This is a genomic window from Mesorhizobium sp. DxT (assembly GCF_058448885.1).
The window spans coordinates 198,614-218,737 of the sequence record NZ_JBZFLJ010000001.1; the positions used below are offsets into that span (position 1 = coordinate 198,614).

At 62.5% G+C, this 20,124-nt stretch carries 21 protein-coding genes and 2 pseudogenes; 9 read left to right on the top strand and 14 right to left on the bottom strand.

Going from position 1 to position 20,124, the window contains the following annotated elements; all coding sequences use genetic code 11:
• Window positions 1–315 precede the first annotated feature (315 nt).
• The gene (locus ACVJNE_RS00875) at window positions 316–2,190 is read left to right on the top strand and encodes a DUF7380 domain-containing protein (protein ID WP_499562160.1); all 1,875 of its coding nucleotides are present in this window, start codon (window positions 316–318) and stop codon (window positions 2,188–2,190) included.
• A gap of 78 nt (window positions 2,191–2,268) precedes the next feature.
• The gene (locus ACVJNE_RS00880; RefSeq protein WP_499562162.1) at window positions 2,269–2,469 is read left to right on the top strand and encodes a hypothetical protein; all 201 of its coding nucleotides are present in this window, start codon (window positions 2,269–2,271) and stop codon (window positions 2,467–2,469) included.
• Window positions 2,470–3,019: 550 nt separating this feature from the next.
• Here the strand turns inward: ACVJNE_RS00880 and ACVJNE_RS00885 are convergent.
• Both ACVJNE_RS00885 and ACVJNE_RS00890 read right to left on the bottom strand, forming a co-directional pair.
• The gene (locus ACVJNE_RS00885; RefSeq protein WP_499562164.1) at window positions 3,020–3,571 is read right to left on the bottom strand and encodes a GFA family protein; all 552 of its coding nucleotides are present in this window, start codon (window positions 3,569–3,571) and stop codon (window positions 3,020–3,022) included.
• Window positions 3,572–3,992: 421 nt separating this feature from the next.
• Window positions 3,993–4,280, bottom strand: a complete 288-nt coding sequence (locus ACVJNE_RS00890) for a GIY-YIG nuclease family protein (protein WP_499562166.1) — start codon at window positions 4,278–4,280, stop codon at window positions 3,993–3,995.
• Between the two features lie 340 nt (window positions 4,281–4,620).
• On the opposite strand from ACVJNE_RS00890, the gene ACVJNE_RS00895 reads away from it, so the two are divergent.
• On the top strand, window positions 4,621–5,595 hold the full coding sequence (locus ACVJNE_RS00895) for a hypothetical protein (RefSeq protein ID WP_499562168.1): 975 nt from the start codon (window positions 4,621–4,623) through the stop codon (window positions 5,593–5,595).
• Window positions 5,596–5,730: 135 nt separating this feature from the next.
• Here the strand turns inward: ACVJNE_RS00895 and ACVJNE_RS00900 are convergent, their stop codons facing one another.
• Window positions 5,731–6,747 (bottom strand): serine hydrolase domain-containing protein, encoded by a 1,017-nt coding sequence (locus ACVJNE_RS00900; protein ID WP_499562170.1) that lies wholly within the window; start codon window positions 6,745–6,747, stop codon window positions 5,731–5,733.
• Between the two features lie 161 nt (window positions 6,748–6,908).
• On the opposite strand from ACVJNE_RS00900, the gene ACVJNE_RS00905 reads away from it, so the two are divergent.
• Window positions 6,909–7,379 carry a Gmad2 immunoglobulin-like domain-containing protein gene (locus ACVJNE_RS00905; RefSeq protein WP_499562171.1) on the top strand — a complete coding sequence of 157 codons (471 nt, stop codon included), beginning with the start codon at window positions 6,909–6,911 and terminating at the stop codon, window positions 7,377–7,379.
• A 29-nt stretch (window positions 7,380–7,408) separates the two neighbouring features.
• Here ACVJNE_RS00905 and ACVJNE_RS00910 read toward each other — a convergent pair whose 3' ends face one another.
• Both ACVJNE_RS00910 and ACVJNE_RS00915 read right to left on the bottom strand, forming a co-directional pair.
• Window positions 7,409–7,768: a lysozyme inhibitor LprI family protein gene (locus ACVJNE_RS00910; RefSeq protein ID WP_499562173.1), complete on the bottom strand. Its 360-nt coding sequence runs from the start codon at window positions 7,766–7,768 to the stop codon at window positions 7,409–7,411.
• Between the two features lie 80 nt (window positions 7,769–7,848).
• The gene (locus ACVJNE_RS00915; RefSeq protein ID WP_499562175.1) at window positions 7,849–8,508 is read right to left on the bottom strand and encodes a transglycosylase SLT domain-containing protein; all 660 of its coding nucleotides are present in this window, start codon (window positions 8,506–8,508) and stop codon (window positions 7,849–7,851) included.
• A gap of 131 nt (window positions 8,509–8,639) precedes the next feature.
• On the opposite strand from ACVJNE_RS00915, the gene ACVJNE_RS00920 reads away from it, so the two are divergent.
• Window positions 8,640–9,539 (top strand): alpha/beta hydrolase family protein, encoded by a 900-nt coding sequence (locus ACVJNE_RS00920; RefSeq protein ID WP_499562177.1) that lies wholly within the window; start codon window positions 8,640–8,642, stop codon window positions 9,537–9,539.
• Between the two features lie 113 nt (window positions 9,540–9,652).
• Window positions 9,653–10,222, top strand: a complete 570-nt coding sequence (locus ACVJNE_RS00925; RefSeq protein ID WP_499562179.1) for a methylated-DNA--[protein]-cysteine S-methyltransferase — start codon at window positions 9,653–9,655, stop codon at window positions 10,220–10,222.
• Between the two features lie 8 nt (window positions 10,223–10,230).
• On the opposite strand, the pseudogene ACVJNE_RS00930 reads toward ACVJNE_RS00925, so the two are convergent.
• Together ACVJNE_RS00930 and ACVJNE_RS00935 are read right to left on the bottom strand one after the other, a co-directional pair.
• Window positions 10,231–10,389 (bottom strand): annotated as a pseudogene (locus ACVJNE_RS00930) (transposase); the annotation flags it as partial.
• 32 nt (window positions 10,390–10,421) lie between these two features.
• Window positions 10,422–10,553: pseudogene (locus tag ACVJNE_RS00935) on the bottom strand (transposase); the annotation flags it as partial.
• A gap of 82 nt (window positions 10,554–10,635) precedes the next feature.
• Between ACVJNE_RS00935 and ACVJNE_RS00940 the strand changes: the two are divergent.
• Window positions 10,636–10,986, top strand: a complete 351-nt coding sequence (locus tag ACVJNE_RS00940) for a hypothetical protein (RefSeq protein WP_499562181.1) — start codon at window positions 10,636–10,638, stop codon at window positions 10,984–10,986.
• 253 nt (window positions 10,987–11,239) lie between these two features.
• Window positions 11,240–11,458, top strand: a complete 219-nt coding sequence (locus ACVJNE_RS00945) for a hypothetical protein (protein WP_444727473.1) — start codon at window positions 11,240–11,242, stop codon at window positions 11,456–11,458.
• Window positions 11,459–11,707: 249 nt separating this feature from the next.
• Here ACVJNE_RS00945 and ACVJNE_RS00950 read toward each other — a convergent pair whose 3' ends face one another.
• The 7 genes from ACVJNE_RS00950 to ACVJNE_RS00980 form a co-directional block, all read right to left on the bottom strand.
• Window positions 11,708–12,796: a sn-glycerol-3-phosphate import ATP-binding protein UgpC gene (locus ACVJNE_RS00950; protein ID WP_499562183.1), complete on the bottom strand. Its 1,089-nt coding sequence runs from the start codon at window positions 12,794–12,796 to the stop codon at window positions 11,708–11,710.
• Window positions 12,797–12,809: 13 nt separating this feature from the next.
• A complete protein-coding gene (gene ugpE / locus ACVJNE_RS00955) occupies window positions 12,810–13,658 on the bottom strand; it encodes a sn-glycerol-3-phosphate ABC transporter permease UgpE (protein ID WP_173193664.1) in 849 nt (282 codons plus the stop codon).
• Window positions 13,659–13,713: 55 nt separating this feature from the next.
• Window positions 13,714–14,598, bottom strand: a complete 885-nt coding sequence (gene ugpA / locus ACVJNE_RS00960) for a sn-glycerol-3-phosphate ABC transporter permease UgpA (RefSeq protein WP_173192591.1) — start codon at window positions 14,596–14,598, stop codon at window positions 13,714–13,716.
• 72 nt (window positions 14,599–14,670) lie between these two features.
• Entirely contained in the window at window positions 14,671–15,981 is a 1,311-nt protein-coding gene (ugpB, locus tag ACVJNE_RS00965) for a sn-glycerol-3-phosphate ABC transporter substrate-binding protein UgpB (RefSeq protein ID WP_368804171.1), read from the bottom strand.
• A 222-nt stretch (window positions 15,982–16,203) separates the two neighbouring features.
• Window positions 16,204–16,815 (bottom strand): glutathione S-transferase family protein, encoded by a 612-nt coding sequence (locus tag ACVJNE_RS00970; protein ID WP_499562185.1) that lies wholly within the window; start codon window positions 16,813–16,815, stop codon window positions 16,204–16,206.
• Window positions 16,816–16,913: 98 nt separating this feature from the next.
• Window positions 16,914–17,744 (bottom strand): EAL domain-containing protein, encoded by an 831-nt coding sequence (locus tag ACVJNE_RS00975; protein ID WP_499562187.1) that lies wholly within the window; start codon window positions 17,742–17,744, stop codon window positions 16,914–16,916.
• Entirely contained in the window at window positions 17,741–18,616 is an 876-nt protein-coding gene (locus ACVJNE_RS00980) for an EAL domain-containing protein (RefSeq protein WP_499562188.1), read from the bottom strand. The genes ACVJNE_RS00975 and ACVJNE_RS00980 overlap by 4 nt, the downstream gene beginning before the upstream one ends.
• 193 nt (window positions 18,617–18,809) lie before the next feature.
• Here ACVJNE_RS00980 and ACVJNE_RS00985 point away from each other — a divergent pair, with 193 nt between their 5' ends.
• On the top strand, window positions 18,810–20,012 hold the full coding sequence (locus tag ACVJNE_RS00985) for a pyridoxal phosphate-dependent aminotransferase (RefSeq protein ID WP_499562190.1): 1,203 nt from the start codon (window positions 18,810–18,812) through the stop codon (window positions 20,010–20,012).
• Window positions 20,013–20,124 lie beyond the last annotated feature (112 nt).

The window sequence follows — 20,124 nt, forward strand, 5'->3', positions numbered from 1 at the left end:
TCCTGCTTGCGGGGAGAGGATGCCGGCAGGCAGGTGAGGGGCAGCACCAGAGTCGGTGACTAGCCGAGAATCTTTGCGCCGTATCCCTTATCCGTCACTTCGTAACGCCTTTTCCCCGTAAGCGGGGAGAAGGCAAAGCGTCGGGCCATCCTGATGCAGAAGGTGCCCTACTACGCCACCATGGCGGTGCTTAGGCGCCCCCGGCCAGACCACCGCAGTCTTGAAGGTGGCGACTCTGGAAGTGATAACGTTGTCGGGGTATTTCCACATAGGGATCGCGTCCCCCTCCTAACCAAATATCGGAGAGCGTCACCTATGTCGAAGAAGGCAAAGACCACCGAGCCTAAGCAACCGGGCATTGACTTCGTGGTGCCGTTGGAAGTGTTTCAACTGAAGCTTGTTCAGGCCGTGCTGGACCCCACTGCCGTCGTCGGCAACTTCGCTGTCGATCAGCGTGTCCGAGCAGCAAGGGACGCGGCCGGAACCGACAAGAACATTGATGCCGGTCAGGCACTAAATGTGCTGAGTCAGGTAACAAGCTACCATTTGAATGCCGACGACAAGATCGAGCCATTCGGCCCTGTCGCGATCTTCGAAGGCCGAAGGTCGCCTATTCCCTCTGATTTGCTTTCCGATCAGGTCGTCATTCTCGCTCAGTTAGTGCCTGAGATAGGACATCCAGCATTACGTGCGCGACTTGCCGATGTGTGCTGGTTGCTCAACAGACGCGATGTATCGTCCGGCCTATTTGCCGTTAGCGGCTATGTAGAATGCGTTAGGATGGTTCTAAATGGTGAAGCTAAATTCGACTTCGACCAAGCCAACGCAGCTAGCGTATCCAGTGCTGATCTACTGACCCGTGCCGCAAATATCGCCCGAAGAATGGGATGGGGTCGCACTGATTTCGATTGTCTAAGGGCCACAATCGACCACGTGTGCGAACACGCCATTGCCAATGATGACGGCTGGGGCTTCATCCACGTCGGTCCTGTCAACCTAGCTCATCAGATTTGGAAACCTGAGAAGACGGCCAAGGCAGCCGAAGCACTGGCAATCTCCTTTAGGCCTGAAGGTGATAACAGAGGTCGAAGGCTCCTTTGGGAGATCGCCGGACAGGCATACCGTCGTGCTGGAGATAACGACAGCAGTAATAGAGCCTTGATCGAGGCAGCGGAAACCCATGTCGCAGACGCCGATCTCCGAACGGATTCGGCCTTCGTACAGGTCCATTTCCTGAATGAAGCCATACAGGCCCTGCGGCCATTACCGGGCACAGTTGCTCGACGACGGGAATTGCAGGATCGCATGAGTGCCTTGCAGGCCCTCACCCATGACGAGATGCGCGTTTTCGAGATGAAAGACGACATAACGGAGTTGGTGAAGGCTTCCGAAAAAGAGGTCAGGGGCAAAATCTTGTCTGAGGTCATCCGCACGCTATTCACCTGTGCAAGATCGCCAGACCCTACAAAACTCCGCGAGGATGCGCTTAAGGAAGGCTACGGCAGCATTTCCGCCCTGTTCTCAACCAAAGTGAGCGACCACCAAGGCCGCATCCGGTTCATTGCGCCGGGACTGGCACCGAACGGCGAACCGGACAAGAATCAGGTACTCTACCTAGTAAACCAAAGAGACCAGATCAGACGGCATCTAATAGTTGCTTCAGCGATCAATCCTATCCGGCGCGTGCTATGGGAAGAGCATTCAGTCACCGCTGCAGCGCTCACCCCACTAATGCAGATGAGCCCCTTCGTCCCGCCTAATCACGAAACAGTCTTTGCTCTGGGTGCAGCCAAGTTCATCGGTGGTGACGAGATAGAAGCTGCTCACCTCATCCTGCCTCAACTAGAAAACTCACTTCGACACCTCCTTAGTCTGGCAGGCGTAGAGACCAATCGCTTGAATCAGGACGGCACGCAAGAAGAGGCAATGCTGTCCCGCTTACTTGGTGATTATCGAGAACAGTTGTTGGCAATCCTGCCAAGATCCATCGTTGAGGAAATCGATCTACTCTTCAACTTTAAGGGCGGTCCGTCCATCCGCCATGAGCTTGCCCACGGAAAGATGTCAGACGGTGATTTCTGGGCGAGGGACGTGACTTATTCTATATGGCTGGTTCTGCAATTAGTGACCCTGCCGACTTTGCAGCATTGGCACGAGGTCGCGCAGCATATTGAAGAATACGCCCGATAACCGCAGAATCGAATACTCCCGCCTAAAGACTTGATAGGCTGCTCTTGCCGTTTAGGCGACGACTGCTAAATTTCGATCATGACCAAGCTTGAAAAAATCGAGCGGGAGATCGAGGCACTTGGCCACGAGGAGTTGTCGCGTTTCCGCGCGCGGTTTGCCGCCTTCGATGCCGCCAATTGGGATGCCCGTATCGACAGAGATGCCGCGTCCGGAAAACTCGATGCGCTAGCCGAACGGGCTCTCGCCGCCCATCGCGACGGCCGCAGGCGTCTGCTGTGAACCATTTCACCGTAGCCTCTTCGTCATCCCAGGGCGGAGCCGAAGCGAAGCGGAGGCGCAGACCCTGGGATCCATGCCTGAATGACAGCGGCCGCATGAGGCGGCTGGGCGAAGGGCGACCCTTGCTGTCCCGCCGCGCACCTAACGAACGTCCCGGCATGGATCCTCGGGTCAAGCCCGAGGATGACGAAGCGGAGGGGGCCGCGCCTAACGACCAGGCGGACAGGGCAGCATCTCACCCACCGACGTTGGTAGCCTCCCCACACTTCGTCATCCCAGGGCGGAGCCGTAGCGAAGCGGAGGCGCAGACCCTGGGATCCATGCCTGAATGACAGCGGCCGCATGAGGCGGCGGGCGAAGGGCGTCCATTTCTTCACCGCTAACGCGAAATTACCGCCCTGGCATGGATCCTTGGGTTTGCCCTTCGGGCGTTCGGCCGCTCGCAAAGCCAAATCGTTGGCTTTTCGTCTGCTTCGCAGACCGCTCCTCACCCCGAGGATGACGACGCGAAGAAGGCTGTGCTCAACGACAATGCGGACAGGTCAGCGCCTCACCCATCCGCGCCGGTTGCCACCCAAGCCTGATACTCACCCACCAGCCCCTCATATTCCTCCATGTCCGGAAATTTGTCGAAGCTGCGCACAGCGCCCGTCTGCGCGAAGGGCAGCCGGGTGGAGGTGTATGTCTCCATGAAGGGGTGGAACCACGAGGCGTCGTCCAGCATCGTCGGGCGCACGTTCACGAACCGTGAGACAGCGGTCCGCGGAGCGGACGAAGAGCCAACGATTTGGCTCTTCGAGTGGCGAACGCCCGGAGCAGTAGCGGAGGGCTCGCCTTGGGCGCGCGTGAACATCCACGTCATGCAGTGCCCGCAGCAATAATGGTGGATGTCGTCGCCATGCAGGCCGCCGATCACCGGCTCACCCTTGGTCACCGCGAAGCCGTCGGCGGGGATGATCGCGGTCAGCGAATAGGCGCTGGCCGACATCTTCTGGCAGCCGGGGCAGTGACAGGCGCTGGTTGCGAGCGGCGGTTTCGTCACGCGGATTTCGACGCGCCCGCAGCGGCACGATCCGGCAAGCGGCAGGGGCATTCTGGACATAAGGACATCTCCGGGTGTTTTCGGCGGTGAACGTGGCGCACCGGGCCGGCGCGGCATCGCGCCATGGAAGAAAATTCACCCCCGCCTGTCCACCCCCTCCCCGCCCCGATCTGCCCTTTTCAACCGCCCGCCGGTCGCAACGGCGACGGCGTTGCGCCACCGCCGCCTCGTCATCCCAGGGCGAAGCCGCAGCGAAGCGAAGGCGCAGACCCTGGGATCCATGCCTGAACGACAACGGTCGCATGAGGCGGCGGGCGAAAGACACCCGTTTCTGCGCCGCGCACGCCCTTCCCCCGTTCCGGCATGGATCCTCGGGTCAAGCCCGAGGATGACGACGCGGAAAGGATAGCGCCTCATCAAGATGCGGATGGGTCAGCGCCTGGAGACGAAGCAGATAGAAGCGGACAGCCGATCAAACGCCTCACCATCCGATGCCCACGAACAGCTCGTTCCAATCCGGGTTCGACTTCTCGATCAGCTCGATCTTCCATTGCCGAGGCCAGCGTTTCAACGACTTCTCGCGCTGAATGGCATCACGAATGTCGAAATGCTCCTCGTACCAGACCAGTCGTTGCACGCCGTAGCGGGACGTGAATCGCGAGCCGGCACCGGCCTTGTGTTCAGGCATCCGCCGCGCGAGATCGTTCGTGACACCGATATAGATGGTGCCCCGCTTCTGGCTGGCGGTCATATAAACATACCCAGTCATGACGAGATGGTAGCTGGCACGTAAGTGCTCGTCATCCCGGTTCTCCCCTGCGTTAGCGGGCTCCCACCCCTCGTCATCCTCGGGCGGAGCCAAAGCGGAGCGGAGGCGCAGACCCAGGGCCTGAACATCGCGGCCGCGCGAGGCGCTGGCGACCGGCGGTCCTTTCTACGCCGCCGCGCACCGTCTACGGGTCCGGCATGGATCTCGGGTCAAGCCCGAGGATGACGATCCGGAAGTGTGAGCGCCCAGCCGCACAGGGCGCTCGCCCTCCAAAAAAAATCCATCCACCTCCTCCCAACTCGCCCGACAATCCCACGCCGGACCGGAATGAGGAACGGCGATGGACTGGCATGTGGCGATCGAGAAGAACCGGGAGGCGCTGAAACGCGTGCTTGCCATGCTCGTTGCCATGGTGAGGAGCGGTCCGCGCAGCGGGACGGAAAGCCAACGATTTGGCTTTCCGAGCGAACGAACGGCGAGACCCCGGTGGCCCTTCGGGGGCATCGGAAGGTCCAGTGGACCTTTCGAAGGGGTCGAATGCCCGGAAGGGCAAATGGCCATAGCCGAGGGCTGGGCTCAACAGGTGGCTAGCCCCAACGAAGCGTCTGAGAACGGCCGGGACACTGCCGGAGGCAGCGGGCACCCGGAGGGGATGCGTTCCGAAAGCCGCCCGGCGCTCCCCCGCCATCTTCACCGCGCCGTGCTGCGGCTGCTGCGTCCGGCGGAAGCGGCGGCACGACGGCTGATCGTCGTCGCCGCGCGCGACCTCGTCGTCACACTGCCGCCGGCACGCCCGCGAAAGCCCGCGCCGCAGCCGGCCGCGCCCGCTCTGCGCCGCCTCGGCATTGCCGGTTCGCCGTTGGCTACCGGGGCGGCGGCGGCCGCGATCACAGCTCCCGCCCGTCCGCGATCCGCGCCCAGCCTGCCGCTCATCGATCCGATCCGCCTTCCGAGGCTCGGGCGTCATGTGCCGCCGCATCGCGCCCCGCGCATTTCCTTCCCCGGCGCGGCAGACCGGCGGCCGCTCACGCAGCCGCCGGCGCCCGACGATCTGCTGGATGCGACACGGCTCGGCCTCAGGCTGCGCGCTCTGGCGGATGCCCTCGACGATTTGCCGAAGCACGCCCGCCGTTTCGCCCGCTGGCGGGCGCGGCGCGATCGCGCGGTGACGGCGGGACGCGTCCGCCGCCTGTCGCCACTGCGCCCCGGTCGCCCGCCCGGCGCGCGGCGCGGCTCCACCCGTGAGGTCCACGAAGTCCTCGCCGACCTGCTATGGTTCGCCCAACAAGCGCTGTCACGACCGGACACCTCATGATGGAGCGGGCAGGAAACAATCGGCCCCGACCCAAGCCCGCGACTGCGGGCCGCCGGTCGTCCGGCGCCCCCGCGGAGCGCCAGCCGCCGCAGGCGGCGAAACGGCGCGTGAGCGAAAACCAAAGGCAAGCGAAAGCTAAACCACCACTCCGATGATCTCCGCGAGCAGGTCGTTCAGCCTGTCGCGGTAGCCGTTTTCGGCCGAGCGGCGGGTCTCGTCGGAGGTCATCGCCACGGTCAGCGACAGCGCCGGCACGATATAGGCCATCTGCCCGCCATGCCCCCAGGCGAAGCGCACCTCCTGCCCGCCGATTTCGTGCAGGAACCAGCCATAGCCGTAGCGGTAGCCGTTGAAGGGTGAGCGCGTGCGCGGCTGCCAGGACTGTTCGATCCAGCCGGCCGACACGATGCGGGTGCCGTCGGGGGTGCGTCCGCCACTGCGGTAGAGCTCGGCGAAGGCCGCAAGCGAGCGCGTCGACATCGCCATCTGGTTGCCGCCGAGATAGATGCCCTGCGGGTCGCGCTCCCAGCCGCCGATGGCGAACCCCTCGAGCGGGTCGAACCAGTCGCGCGCCAGCGCCAGCATGGTCTGGCCGCTCACGCGGGTCAGAATCGCCGAGAGAAGGTGCGTCGAGCCGGTCGAATAAAGCATGCGCCCGCCCGGCTCGTCCTCGAACGGCATGGCAAGCGCGGCGCGCACCCAGTTGGTGCTCGCCACCCAGCGCCCGTAATTCGGGCCCGACGTGCGTCCCAGCCCCGCCTGCATCGAAAGCAGATTGCCGATGGTGATCTGCTCCAGCCGCGGGTCCGGTTCGGCCGGCAGCTCGGCGCGCAGCAGCGGCGCGATCTTCTGGTCCGCTCCCTCCAGCAGCCCCTTGTCGATGGCGATCCCCACCATCGCCGACACCACCGACTTGGAGGCCGACTTGATATTCGTGGGATCGCCCGGCGCATGGCCGCGATAGCCGCGCTCGGCGATCACGCGCCCGTCGCGGCACACCACCACCGCCTTCAGCGACTCCAGCGCCTCCGCCCTCTCCAGAATATCGACGACTGCTTCGGCGCTGGCCTCGTTTTCCTCAGCGCGGGCAGCGGGCGCAAGCGGCAGCAGCAGGGGAAGGGTGAGCGCGGTGCGGCGGGTGATGCTGATCATGTCTCGCAGCTAGGCGAAACCGGCGGCGAAATCACGGTCCCTTCCGACGATTCACGGCAAGTTTATCGGCAACGCACAGGTCCTCCCCTTCTGTTTCAGTTTCGCCTAATATGGAAACGGGACGGACGGGCGAGACCGGAAGCGAGAGAGGGAGTATCGCAATGCCCAATTCCATCCAGCAGCCGCAGCCTTTCGACATCGTCGGTGACCCGGTGCTCATCGCCGGCATAGGCCAGGGTTTCGAGGCCACGCTCAACTGGCGCGTCCATGACGGCCACGACGAGCGCACCGGCTTCTTCAATGTCGGCGGCGGCACGGGCGAGCACGGCCAGTTCCAGGTGCAGGCGGCGATCGGCAGCGCCGCGTTCCAGCTCGACCGGCTTTTCGTCGAGGTGTTCGAGGAAAGCGCGCAGGACGGCTCGGAGATCAACAAGGTGATCGTGCCGGTGATCTACGGCCCACGCATCGTCCCGGGCTATGTCGGCTTCCGCCTGCATCTGGTGAAGGCGGGCGATACGCTGTCGAAAATCGCCCAGCAGCACTACGGCGATTCCGGCCAGTTCCAGCGGATCGCGCGTGCGAACCCGCAGCTCGTTACCGACCCGAACGTGATCTTCCCGGGCAGGAGCTGAAGGTGCCGATCGGGACTTGAGGAGGACAGCTAGTCGGCCGGTGGAACCGGGCAACTCATGTCGCCTTCCTCGCAGTCGAGATAGGCCTTGAGCTGTTGTGTCCGCGCGTCGGTCAACGTCGTCTTGCAGCCGGCGACGATCAACGGGTAGATGCTGCCGCCCTCGACGCTCTTTGCCTGGAACGCGCACTCGCCGTCGCGGAAAGCGATCCACGCGCGCTGGGCTGCGGTCAGCGCCGTTTTGGTCTCGTGATCGTCACCGATCCGGCGGACCATCTCACGATAGGCCGCGTTGAGTGCCTTGTCGGCGGCCTCGAATTCCTTGCCCGCGCAGATGTTCATCGTCGTCTGGTCCTGCGGGTCGGCGCATTCGTCAGCGAGAGCAGGCATGCTTATGCCACACAGCGCGACGACCGAAAGGATAATGAGCTTTCGCGACAGCCACATCGGCGCGCTCCCCGGCTTCATGGTCAGGACGATTTCGCCATGCGCGTACGCGCCGGCCGCAGCCCCGTCTCCTCAAGCAGGCCCTTGCGCTTGGCGTCGTAGTAGTAGCCGCGTGAATAGAACCGCACCGCCAGATCATGGTCGCCGCCTGCGGTAATGTAGGCGCCGCGCAGATATTTGCCCGCATACATCAGGTTCGTCTCGGCATCGAGCAAACCTTCGGGCGTACCGCGATAGCCCATGGTGCGCGCCGTCTGCGGCAGAATCTGCATCAGCCCCCAATAGGGACCGTTGCGCGCGGCGGGATTGAAGGTGCTTTCACGCTCGACCACGCGCCGCAGCAGCGAAACAGGGATTTCGTGTTGAGCGGCGTAGCGTGCGATCAGCGCATCGAGTTCCGGGCTGCGTGGCGCCACCGCCTTACCGGGCATGAACGCCGCTGCGGCAGGGTTATCCGGCGTCGGTCCCGCAAATGCGCTTGCCACGACGGCGTCGGTCGACGCATCCGTCGAAAACGCTGGCAGCGTTTCCACCGTTTCAGGCAGGACCGGATCGGAGCCTGCAAACGACATTTCGGGCTCGAGGCCGAGATCGGTCGAGGTGCATCCGGATGCAAGTGCGGTACAGAGCAGTGCGCCGGCAGCGATTGTGAAGCGGAAACGAGGCAAGGCCGCGCCCATCATTCGTTGATTTCGTGGTCCCACCCAACGTTGCCTTAACTGAAAGCGCGCCGCGAAGCAACGCCGCGCGACGCGCTTGCTGGTCGCAGTTTTACAGCAGTAGAATGAAACCCAGCCCAATCAGAAGACCTCCCATGCCGAACCGTTTTCATGGCCTTGCACTCGCTTCCTCACTCTGCGTCGCCTGCCTGCCCGCGCTGGCTGCCGAGGAGACGGTCTCGTTCGAAGTTGAGGGGATGAAAGTCGTCGGCACGCTCAACCTGCCCGATGGAGTGAACAACCCGCCCGCGATCCTGCTGTTGCATGGCTTCACCGGCTCGCGCGACGAGCTGGAAATCCCAGCGGTCGGCGAAGGCATTTTCGCACGCGCGGCGCGCATGTGGGCAGAAAAAGGGATCGCCAGTCTCCGCATCGACTATCGGTTCAACGGCGAGAGCGACGGCGAATTCGCCGATTCGACACTGCATGCACACATCGCCGACGGGCTTGCAGCGCTGGATTGGCTGGCAAGGTCCGGCCGGGTCGACGACGATCGGCTGGCACTTGTCGGGTGGAGCATGGGCGGCGCGGTTGGCGCGGCCGTGGCTGGCCGCACGGAGCATGACCTAGACGCGGTCGCGCTATGGGCGCCGGGCGTCAACATGGCAGCCTCCATCACGATGATGTTCGGACCGGAAACGGTCAAGAAAGGGCTTGCAGGTGGCGATACCCCAGTGACCGCCACGCTTCCCTGGGGCGACAAGATCGAGCTGAAGCCCGCATTCTTCCAGAGCCTGTTCGAGGTCGATCCGGTCGCCGAGATCACGGAATACGACGATCCGCTTTTTGTCGCCGTCGGCACCAAGGATGACGTGGTGTTTCCGCAGCCGGCCTCCGGCCAGATCCTGCTCGACTATCGCGACGACGACGATGATGACGCCACGCTGTTCGTCCGCGAGATGGACCATGTCTTCAACGCCTTCGCCGGCGTGGAGCAGGTCGACGAGCTCATCGGCGCAACCGGCGACTTCATCGCCAGGCATCTGGACGACTGAGACACGTTGTGCCGTGCAGCAACTGTCAGGAGCGTTCGGCGCTCACTTCGTTCCCTCTATGTTCCGTGTCGCCATTGTGATACGCTCTGCTTGAGTCGAAAAAGGCCGGGTCGATGAGCGAAGCCCCTTCCCAGCATCATCTCGTGTTCGAGACGGAGCTCGGTTTTATTGCGATTGCGTGGAGCCAGACGGGATTGACTCATCTGGCTCTGCCCGAGGGGAGTTATGAAGCTGCCGAGCACCGCGCGGCACGCTGGTCTACCGGTGCGGCTGGAAAGACGGAAGAGGCGCCGGCCTTCGTTGGCGAGGCGGTTGCCCTCATCCGGCGTTACGCGACCGGCGAGGCGATCGACTTTTCAGCACTACCGCTGGACCTGACCGGCATCGATCCGTTCCGGCGCGCGATCTATGCGGCAGCACTCAAGCTGGCTCAGGGCGAAGTCACGACCTATGGCGAACTGGCTGACCGCGCGGGCTTTCCAAAGATGGCGCGTGAGACCGGCGCTGCGCTCGGGCGCAATCCCCTGCCCCTCGTTGTGCCGTGCCACCGTATTCTCGCCGCCGGCGGCAAGATCGGCGGTTTTTCGGCGCCCGGTGGCACCGTCACCAAGGAGAGGCTGCTGTCCCATGAGGGCGTACAGCTAGGTCCTCCCCCGCCAGCGCAGACCTCTTTCGCATTCTAGGACCATCCCTAGGGCGTAGACTCATTACCACGTAGCCAGATGCGGATTGCTACGAGTTTGAGAGCGGCGAGATAGTTCTCAGCCAGCTTGTCATAGCGGGTTGCGATACGACGGAATTGCTTGGCCGTGTTGAAGAAGCGTTCAATGAGGTTGCGTGCCTTGTGGAGGAAGGTGCTAAATTAGATCGCGAGGTGCGCGCGCCGTATCGCAGAACCCAGAAGATGCCGTTCAGCATTCTGCGGTCGTCTACGCGAGGCACGCCTCGCGACTTGTTGGGCAAATGCGGCTCGATCGCGCGCCATTCAAAGTCGGTCAGGTAAAATCGGCTCATTTCCGACTTGAATCAGACTTCTCGCTCTAAGAAAAGGTCTGGTAGTGAGGCATCCATTAACCAACTACCCATGAGGATATTCTTGGCGTCTTCGCTCACAATCTGGGACCACGAATTCGCAGCTTTCGGCAAGCGACGTATGACCTTTGCTGGTTCCGCTGGGACCTATTTCGTGGACGTGGACGAGCAGAACCAGGATCAGATTCTCGTCACTTACGAGAGCGCACCTTTGCCATGGGAGATCCTGCAAAAGAGCGTACTTGACGGCGTATTTCGTTTGGAAGGCACCACTTGGGGGCACGGAGACCCTTATGATGATGGCGGAGACTGGTTCGAGCTGACCTTACGAACCCCGGCAGCTATGCGCCTGTGGGGCAATCAGGTGATTGTTCATGAGGATAACGAAATAGACGCTGGCGCAACAATCAAATGACAGCCGCTCACTCCCAAATCAAACGGCCACCGTTTATGAGTGTACGGCCTGGCGGCTTTCCCGAAGCTTGCCGAGCGCAGCCCTTGTTCTTGTGAATGCAGGGGAAGCTGACATAATTGGGATGTCGAATCGACCGTGGTCGTCCCGACTAGTTCTTCTCTCCCAGTATTCGTCCTGTATCCCCCGAGTTCCCCTGGTTCCGGGTACGCGCGCCTGCGCCAGAACCAAAAGAACAGAATGACAGGGATCGAAAATGATGCTGCTTCCACCCGATGACTACACCAAACGCCGGCTGACGGAACCGGCCGAGCTCACGGTTGCCGCCGAATTTCTGATCGCGCGCGGTTTCGGCAGCGACGAGATCGCCGTCCAGCTCTCGCGCTTCTATTATGTCGACATCGACGCATTGAACGATGTCGTTTCGAACATGAGCGACCATGGCAGGAAGGCTCAGTGGAGGCACGTCTCCTGACTGCCTCTTGAAAGGCCGGGGATCGGTGCCCACATAGGGTCTGTTCCTGCTGGTCGCGCCGCGAGGCGCTTGACCGGTCTTTCCTCGAAAGATGGCGCAATGCGCCGGCAGGAACCTTCGGCAATCATGGCTGGCCGCATGCGCCATCGACCCGGGTCGGTGATGGCGCGGCAAGTCACGGATGTACTGGCGGCCCCGCCTCGCGCGCGGCCGGCCTGGTTGACCTGAGTGATTCCCCGCTTCGAGGTATCAGATACGCTTGCCGCTGCCTGCGTCGAACAGATGCGCCATGCCGGCGTCGATCGCAAGCGGCAGCACGTCGCCGTCGGCAACGCGGACGGTACCCGGCAACCGCGCGATCAGCTCGCCCGCTCGCGCATCCCCGTCGACCGGATAGCCGTGCGCAAGCGTGTCGGCGCCAAGCGCCTCGACCGCGGTGACCTTCATCTCAATGTCGGCGTTGTTGCGCGCCGAAACCAGCGTGAGATGCTCCGGCCGCACACCGAGCAGAACCTTGCGTCCGGCTTCCGGCAGGCTCGTTTCCCGTGGCTTTACCGTGCCGCCGGCTGCCAGCTTCAGGCCCTTGCCCGTTTCACCGCCTTCGGCGGCAAGCAGGTTCATTGCTGGCGACCCGATGAAGCCCGCAACGAAGATGCTCGCCGGCCTCTCGTATATCGCGATAGGCGTATCGACCTGCTCGGCCAGCCCCTGGTTCATCACCACCAGCGTGTCGGCAAGCGTCATCGCCTCCACCTGGTCGTGCGTGACATAGACGCTTGTGACGCCGAGCGAGCGCTGCAGGTTCTTGATCTCGATGCGCATCTGGCCGCGCAGCTTGGCGTCGAGGTTGCTGAGCGGCTCGTCGAAAAGGAACGCCTTGGGACTGCGGACGATGGCGCGGCCCATCGCCACGCGCTGGCGCTGGCCGCCGGAAAGTTCGCGCGGCCGCCGCTCCAGAAGCTCGGCAAGTCCAAGCGTGCCAGCCGCATCGCGCACGCGCCGGTCGATTTCGTCCTTGTCCATGCCGCGATTGCGCAGCCCATAGGCCATGTTGTCGTAGACCTTCATATGCGGGTAGAGCGCATAGTTCTGAAACACCATGGCGATGTCGCGCTCGGCCGGCCCCAGCGTGTTGACCACCTTGTCCCCGATAGAGACCGTACCGGAGGTGATCTCCTCCAGACCCGCGATCATGCGCAGGAGCGTGGACTTGCCGCAGCCGGAAGGGCCGACGAGCACGCACATCGCGCCATCGGCAATGTCGATCGAGATGCCTTTCACGGCCTCGACGCGGCCGCCATAGGTTTTTCTTACGTCTTTGAGTTCGACGGTCGCCATGGAGGTTGGTTTCTCACTTCTCGGTTTCGACGAGGCCCTTCACGAACCAGCGCTGCATGAACAGAACCACCAGGATCGGCGGCAGGATTGCGAACACCGAGGTCACCATTACGAGGTGCCATTCCGTGTCCGCATCGGCAAACGAGATCATCTTCCGCAGAGCGATGACGATCGTGTTCATGTCGTTGCTGTTGGTGACGAGCAGCGGCCAGAGATATTGCGTCCAGCCGTAGATGAACATGATGACGAACAGGGCCGCCAGATTGGTCTTCGACAGGGGCATCAGGATGTCCTTGAAGAAGCGCCACGGACCCGCGCCGTCGACGCGCGCCGCCTCGACCAGTTCGCCCGGTATAGTCATGAAGAACTGGCGGAACAGCAGCGTCGCGGTTGCCGACGCCATCAGCGGCAGAATGAGGCCGGTATAGGAATCGATCAGGCCGAGATCGACCATGACCTTGTATGTCGGCAGGATGCGTACCTCGACCGGCAGCATCAGCGTGATGAAGATCACCCAGAAAAAGAACATGCGGCCGGGGAAGCGGAAGAAGACGATCGCGAAAGCCGACAGCACCGAAATCACGATCTTGCCGATGGCGATGCCCAGCGCCATCACCGTTGTGTTGAACAGCAGCGTGCCGACGCCCACCCCGCCGATGCGGCCGACACCGCCGAAAAGCGCCTCGTAATAATTGTCGAAGAAGTGCTCGCCCGGCAGCAGCGGCAGCGGCGGCCGCAGAATAGTCTGCAGCGAATGAGTGGAGGCGACGAAGGTGTAGTAGATCGGGAACGCGACGATGAACACGCCGACGATGAGGATCGCATGGGCGATGTAGCGCGATCTGCGGCTGATGCCGAGCATCGCGCCTTGCTCGCGCCGGCCGAGAGCGGCCGCCGTCGACTGCTGGGTGGCGGCCTCAGCCATAATGCACCTTCTTTTCCACGTAGCGGAACTGGATGGCCGTCAGCGCGATCACGATCACCATGAGGATCACCGACTGCGCGGCGGAGTCGCCGAGGATCAGATTGACGAAGCCGTCATTGTAGACCTTGTAGACCAGCGTCTCGGTAGCCTTGCCCGGTCCGCCGCCGGTGACGGCATGGATGATGCCGAACGTATCAAAGAATGCATAGGTCGTGTTGATGACCAGCAGGAAGAAGGTCGTCGGCGCCAGCAGCGGGAAGATGATCGTCCAGAAGCGCTTGGTCTCGCCGGCGCCGTCGATCGCGGCAGCCTCAATGAGCGTCTTCGGGATCGCCTGCAGTCCGGCGACAAAGAACAGGAAATTGTAGGAAATCTGCTTCCAGGCGGCAGCGGCGATCACCAGCACCATTGCCTGATCACCGCGCAGCAACGGATCCCACTGGTAGCCGGACGAGCGCAGCATGTAGGCGAAGGTGCCCATTGCCGGATTGAACATGAACAGCCACACCATGCCCGCAATCGCCGGCGCGATGGCATAAGGCCAGATCAGCATGGTGCGATAGATGCCCCTGCCCCGGATGATCTTGTCAGCCATCACCGCGAGCAGCAGCGCAATCGACATCGCCACGAAAGCGACTGCTATCGAGAACACAGCCGTGTTCTGCAGCGCGTTGATGTAGTTCGGCTCCGCCAGCACGCGGCGGAAATTGGCCAGTCCCACGAAGGTGCTGCGCAGCCCGAACGGGTCCTCCCGCAAGACCGACTGGTAGAGCGCCTGGCTGGCCGGCCAGTAGAAGAAGATGCCCACGATCACGAGCTGCGGCGCGATCAGCAGATAGGGCAGGATCTTGTTGGGAAAGGTGACGCGCGGGGACAAGAAGCCTCCTCCACGGTGAAAGGGCCGCCCGCGCGAATGTCGCGCGGGCGGCCGGGATGAGAGACGGGACTGCTAGTTGCCGATCGCCTGCTGGATCGCAGCGTTGCCGCGTTCCACCGCGTTGTCGAGCGCCTGCTGCGCGGTCTGCTCGCCGGCAAGCATCTTCTCGAACTCCTCGTTCTCGATGTCGCGCACCTGCGGCAGGTTCACGAGGCGGACGCCGCGCGAGTTCTCGGTCGGTGCCTTGCCCATCATCTGCGTGATCGGGATCTCGCGGCCCGGGTTCTCGTCATAGAAGCCGGAGGCCTTGGTCGCCTCGTAGGCTGCCAGCGTCACCGGCAGATAGCCGGACACCTGGTGGAGACGCTCCTGGATCTCGGTCTGCGACAGGAAATTGAAGAAGGCCGCGACGCCCTCATACTCCGCGTCCTCGTGGCCGCCGAACACCCAGAGGCTCGCGCCGCCGGGGATCGTGTTCTGCGGTGCGCCTTCTGCTTCCGGATAGTAGGGAAGCTGGCCGAGGCCGTAGTTGAGGCCGGACTTCAGCACGTCGCCGAGACCACCCGAAGACTCCGTCAGGATCGCGCACTCACCCGACAGGAAGAGCTGCTTGGCCTCGGAGGTGCGGCCGCCGTAGCGGAACGTGTCGTCCTTAGCGAGATCGGCGAGGTTCTGGAAGTGGGTGACGAAGAGGCCTTCGTTGATCTTCAGCTCAACATCGGTGCCGGCAAGACCGTTCTCCTGCGTGCCGTACTGCAGATTGTTCCAGGCAGCGAAGTTCTCGAGCCCGATCCAGGTGAGCCAGGTCGAGGTCAGGCCACACGATGCCGCACCCGATTCCTTGATCTTCTTGGCGGCTTCGAACACTTCCGGCCAGGTCTTGGGCGGGTTTTCGGTGTCGAGGCCGGCCTTCTCGAAAATGTCCTTGTTGTAATAGAGGATCGGCGAGGAGGAGTTGTAAGGGAACGACAGCATCGTGCCGTCGGGCTTGGAATAATAGGCGACGATTCCCGGCAGGTACTCGTCCTTGTTGAACGCTCCGCCGCCCATGGAAAGCACTTCGGCCACCGGCTTCACCGCGCCTTCGGCGGCCATCATCACGCCGGTGCCGACGTCGAAGACCTGAATGATGTGCGGCGACTGGTTCGCACGGAATGCGGCAATGCCGGCATTCAGTGTCTCGGGATAGGTGCCCTTGAACACCGGAACGACCTTGTAGTCGCTCTGGCTCTCGTTGAACTCCTTCGAGAGCGTTTCCACGACCTCGTTGTTGGCGCCGGTCATCGCGTGCCACCACTGGATTTCGGTGACGGCGAAGGCCGCGGATGTGGACAGAACGGTGAATGTCGCGGCGAGTCCGGCCGCAAAGCCCTGGGTCTTCATGTTACGCTCCCTTTAATTCGTTGGCGAAAGATCCGGGATACCAGGCGCAACCCAAGGCTGCGCGGCCGGTAGCCGGCTCCGCAATCGGGAGTATTGTCGCTCTATGACGGCTCGGCAACAGTTTTGTTTCACTTTCATGAAATTTCGCGGCGAACATTCCACAGCGAAACGCGAGCGAAACGAAAATCAGGCGAAAGTGCGCGCTTAAACCGCGCGCAAATTCTAGGGCAGCCAGTCGATCGGCACGTGGCCTTCGTCGGCGCGCACCCGGTCAAGCCAGGCCACGACGTTCGCAAAGCGCGCCATCTCGTAGCCGGCGTAGTCCGCGTCCTGCGTATAGGCGAACAGCGCGATGTCGGCGATGCTGAGCGCCTGCCCCGCGACGAACGGCGTATGCGCGAGCTGGTCCTCCATGACGGCGAGCGCGGCGTGCCCACCCTGCAGCAACTGCTCCATGCGTTCGGGCGTCGCCTGGCTTGCCCGCTCCGGATATTTCCTCAGCGCCCGGCGAACCGCGATGAACGGTTCGTGGCTGTATTGCTCGAAGAACAGCCACTGATAGACCAGCGCGCGTTCGTATGCGTCGTCAGGCAGGAAGCGCGTCCCTTCGGCGAAGTGGAGAAGCATCGCATTCGATTCGGCCAGAAGCCGGCCATCCTCGAACTCCAGCAGCGGCACCTTGCCGTTGGGGTTCTTCGCCAGATAGCCGGGACGCCGGGTCTCGCCGGTGATCGAGTTGACCTCGACGTGCCGGAACGGGCGTCCGAGCTTGGCCAGCAGCAGGCGCGGCTTGTAGCAATTGCCGCTGTCGTGCATTCCGTAGAGTGTGAGCATGGCTGTTCCCTGTGTTCGCGATCGCGGCACTATCCGCGATCGCCGTCACAGGCGCCAATGACAAGAATTGCTCTTCCCTTCAGCCGCGTTGATGCGTCTCAGCGTCGTCCGCCGAACAGAGGGATCACCTTGGCTTCGCCGGCAAACATCTCCGAGAATTCGATCTCGGCGGCATCCGATGCCGTACCGGCCAGTTGCGGAGCGGAAAGCAGAAATCCCTGATAGAGATCCGCACCGGCGTCGAGCGCAGCCGAAAGCTGCCGCCTCGTCTCGATACCTTCGATCAACACCTGCGCGCCGTCGGCCTGAAACCCCTCGACTAGCCGCGGCAGCAGCCGCGAAGCGCCTTCGCTTTCCGCCACTCGCCGAAACCAGAGCCCGTCGATACGCACGAGGTCCGGCGCAACCGTACGGATAAGATCCAGCGGTGGCGGTTCGCCGGCGATGCCGCCAAGCGCGATACGCAGGCCGTGCCCTCGCAGCGTCCGGACAATATCAGGTATGGTCTCGAAATCGAACGCGGCAAGGTTGCGGAAAGTGCTGGTCATGCGATCGACCGGTAGTTCCACACGGTCCAACAGCTTGGCGATGTCCTCGGCAAATCCCCGCGACGAGCCAACCCCGATTATGCAGTCCAGGCCCTGCAGATCGAAATGTCGGTAGTTGCCGAGATGCAGCGCAGCCGCAAGACGCTCGGCGAAGGCGCGCTCTCCGGCCGGCAGAGAGGCGAGATAGGGCCTCGGCGGCATTGGAGTGCCGTCTCTGAAAGGCCGTAGGAAACCTTCGGCATGCGCAGCGACAAGACCACCTGCCTTGCGCCGATAGACCGGCTGAAATGCACTGCGCAGGATGAAATCGCCGAGACGCGCGGTCTCGATCCCTATTTCGTCAGCGGAAATCGCATCGTCAGGTACCCGCTGCGGTCTCATGAAGACTTGCGCCGTCCGAAGGTTGGGTGGGGATGTCTGGTGAAAGCTGCCGGAGCTGCTCCAGCAGATGATGTCGCGCCGGCGCTCGCACTGGCGCCGAAGCTGCCGGGCACCACTTCCGGCCGCGCAAGAAGGAAGCCCTGCACCATATGCGCGCCGGCGGCTTCCGCTGCCTCGAGTTGCCAGTTCTCTTCAATGCCCTCGAAGATAACGGTGATCCCCTTGGACACAAACTCTTCGACCATGACGGACAGCAGGGCGAAGCCCGGCTTGGTTTCCATCAGCCGCGAAATCCAGCGCGCGTCGAATTTGACGATGTTGGGTCTCAGCGCTTCGACGCGTTCCATATCGGACGCCTCGGCACCAAAATCGTCGATTGCGACCTGGAAGCCGCTGCTGCGCAATGCCTCTACGAAAATGGCAAGTGCCTGTTGCGACGACGACTTCTGCTCGGTCACTTCGCAGACGACCCTGCGCGGGTCGATGCCGGCTTCGTTCAGGGTCACGCGCATTTCATGCAAGGTCATGTCGGCAATCTGACGCGCGTGGAAAACCGAGGGGTCGAAATTGACGAACAGCATCTTTTCCGGATCGAGGAACCTTCCCGCATTGAGGACATGGAGAGTACGCGTCAACGTCTCGACGTTGAGCCGCTCTGCCGGCGGTATGGCCAGAAAGAAATCTTGAGGCGAGACGCTCTGCTCATCTTTGAAGGGACGGATCAGCCCCTCATACGCCGTGACCTTGAGCTTGCCGTGGCCAAGGGCAAATATCGGCTGAAATGCCGACCTGAGCACGTAGGGTTCCCATATGCCCGTGGCAGTGCCGTCGTCCTGCTCCTCAATGTGCGCCAAGATTGTGCTGCGCGACACGCAGTGTCCTCCAAGCTGCCCGCATTTACCCCATCATCGGACCTTCCCACCGAAGGATTTACTATCTGTTAACGGCAGTCCGGAGCCGCGCTGCACCAACGCTTCGCGCTTTCCGCGCTTGCGATTCCGTGTGCAATGCGACATTAAACGCGCGGCCGCGAAGGGCGGCCTTTCCCGGAACGGAGATTTGATTATGGCCTTCCTCGCCGATGCCCTTTCACGCGTAAAGCCTTCCGCGACCATCGTGGTGACGCAGAAAGCGCGCGACTTGAAGGCGAAAGGACGCGACGTGATTTCGCTGGGCGCCGGCGAGCCGGATTTCGACACACCCGACAATATCAAGAACGCGGCCGTCGAAGCGATCCGGCGCGGCGAGACCAAATATACGCCGGTCGCCGGCATCACGCCGCTACGCGAAGCGATCGCGGCGAAGTTCAAACGCGAGAACAATCTGGACTACAAGCCCGAGCAGACCATTGTCTGCACCGGCGGCAAGCAGGTTCTGTTCAACGCTTTCATCGCCACGCTGAACCCCGGCGACGAAGTCGTGATCCCGCGTCCTTACTGGGTCAGCTACCCGGAGATGGTGGCGCTCTGCGGCGGCACCCCGGTCTTTGCCGAGACGTCGATCGACAACGGCTTCAAGCTGACGGCCGAGGCGCTGGAAAAGGCGATCACGCCGAAGACCAAGTGGTTCCTGATGAACTCGCCGTCCAACCCGTCGGGCGCGGCCTATACCGAGGCCGAGCTTCGCGCGCTGGCCGACGTGCTGATGAAGCACCCGCATGTCTGGACGCTGACCGACGACATGTACGAGCACCTGACTTATGGCGACTTCAAGTTCCGCACGCTCGCGGAGGTCGAACCGGCTCTCTACGAGCGCACGCTGACCATGAACGGCGTTTCCAAGGCCTATGCGATGACAGGCTGGCGCATCGGCTACGCGGCAGGCCCGCTGCAGCTCATCAAGGCGATGGACATGGTGCAGGGCCAGCAGACCTCGGGCGCCTGCTCGATCGCGCAGTGGGCCGCGGTCGAAGCGCTCAACGGACCGCAGGACTTCATCGAGACGAACAGGACGCTCTTCCAGGGGCGCCGCGATCTGGTCGTGTCGATGTTGAACCAGGCACGCGGCCTCTCCTGCCCGACGCCCGAAGGCGCGTTCTACGTATATCCGTCGTGCCAGGATCTGCTCGGCAAGAAGACGCCCGCAGGCAAGGTGATCGAGACCGACGAGGATTTCGTCTCGGAACTGCTGGAGGCCGAAGGCGTTGCGGCGGTCCATGGCTCGGCCTTCGGTCTCGGCCCGAACTTCCGCATCTCCTACGCAACGTCGGACGCGCTGCTGGAGGAAGCTTGCACCCGCATCCAGCGCTTCGCTGGCTCCCTCACCTGACGCGACACGCGCCAGCTTCGCCTCGGTTATTTAATGCACTCCCTGAGCCCGGCCCGTCGGCCGGGCTCTTTCGTTGAACAAGCCTCCACTGCACTTTGTGTTGTGCGATTGT

Coding starts and splice junctions, on each gene's coding strand:
- ACVJNE_RS00920 (WP_499562177.1), top strand. CDS start 8,640: ATGCCGAACCGTTTTCATGGCCTTGCACTCGCTTCCTCACTCTGCGTC.
- ugpE (WP_173193664.1), bottom strand. CDS start 13,658: ATGCTCGGCATCAGCCGCAGATCGCGCTACATCGCCCATGCGATCCTC.
- ACVJNE_RS00890 (WP_499562166.1), bottom strand. CDS start 4,280: ATGACTGGGTATGTTTATATGACCGCCAGCCAGAAGCGGGGCACCATC.
- ACVJNE_RS00915 (WP_499562175.1), bottom strand. CDS start 8,508: ATGATGGGCGCGGCCTTGCCTCGTTTCCGCTTCACAATCGCTGCCGGC.
- ACVJNE_RS00985 (WP_499562190.1), top strand. CDS start 18,810: ATGGCCTTCCTCGCCGATGCCCTTTCACGCGTAAAGCCTTCCGCGACC.
- ACVJNE_RS00945 (WP_444727473.1), top strand. CDS start 11,240: ATGATGCTGCTTCCACCCGATGACTACACCAAACGCCGGCTGACGGAA.
- ACVJNE_RS00905 (WP_499562171.1), top strand. CDS start 6,909: ATGCCCAATTCCATCCAGCAGCCGCAGCCTTTCGACATCGTCGGTGAC.
- ACVJNE_RS00880 (WP_499562162.1), top strand. CDS start 2,269: ATGACCAAGCTTGAAAAAATCGAGCGGGAGATCGAGGCACTTGGCCAC.
- ACVJNE_RS00900 (WP_499562170.1), bottom strand. CDS start 6,747: ATGATCAGCATCACCCGCCGCACCGCGCTCACCCTTCCCCTGCTGCTG.
- ACVJNE_RS00910 (WP_499562173.1), bottom strand. CDS start 7,768: ATGCCTGCTCTCGCTGACGAATGCGCCGACCCGCAGGACCAGACGACG.
- ACVJNE_RS00950 (WP_499562183.1), bottom strand. CDS start 12,796: ATGGCGACCGTCGAACTCAAAGACGTAAGAAAAACCTATGGCGGCCGC.
- ACVJNE_RS00970 (WP_499562185.1), bottom strand. CDS start 16,815: ATGCTCACACTCTACGGAATGCACGACAGCGGCAATTGCTACAAGCCG.
- ACVJNE_RS00885 (WP_499562164.1), bottom strand. CDS start 3,571: ATGTCCAGAATGCCCCTGCCGCTTGCCGGATCGTGCCGCTGCGGGCGC.
- ACVJNE_RS00925 (WP_499562179.1), top strand. CDS start 9,653: ATGAGCGAAGCCCCTTCCCAGCATCATCTCGTGTTCGAGACGGAGCTC.
- ACVJNE_RS00895 (WP_499562168.1), top strand. CDS start 4,621: ATGGACTGGCATGTGGCGATCGAGAAGAACCGGGAGGCGCTGAAACGC.
- ugpB (WP_368804171.1), bottom strand. CDS start 15,981: ATGAAGACCCAGGGCTTTGCGGCCGGACTCGCCGCGACATTCACCGTT.
- ACVJNE_RS00975 (WP_499562187.1), bottom strand. CDS start 17,744: ATGAGACCGCAGCGGGTACCTGACGATGCGATTTCCGCTGACGAAATA.
- ACVJNE_RS00875 (WP_499562160.1), top strand. CDS start 316: ATGTCGAAGAAGGCAAAGACCACCGAGCCTAAGCAACCGGGCATTGAC.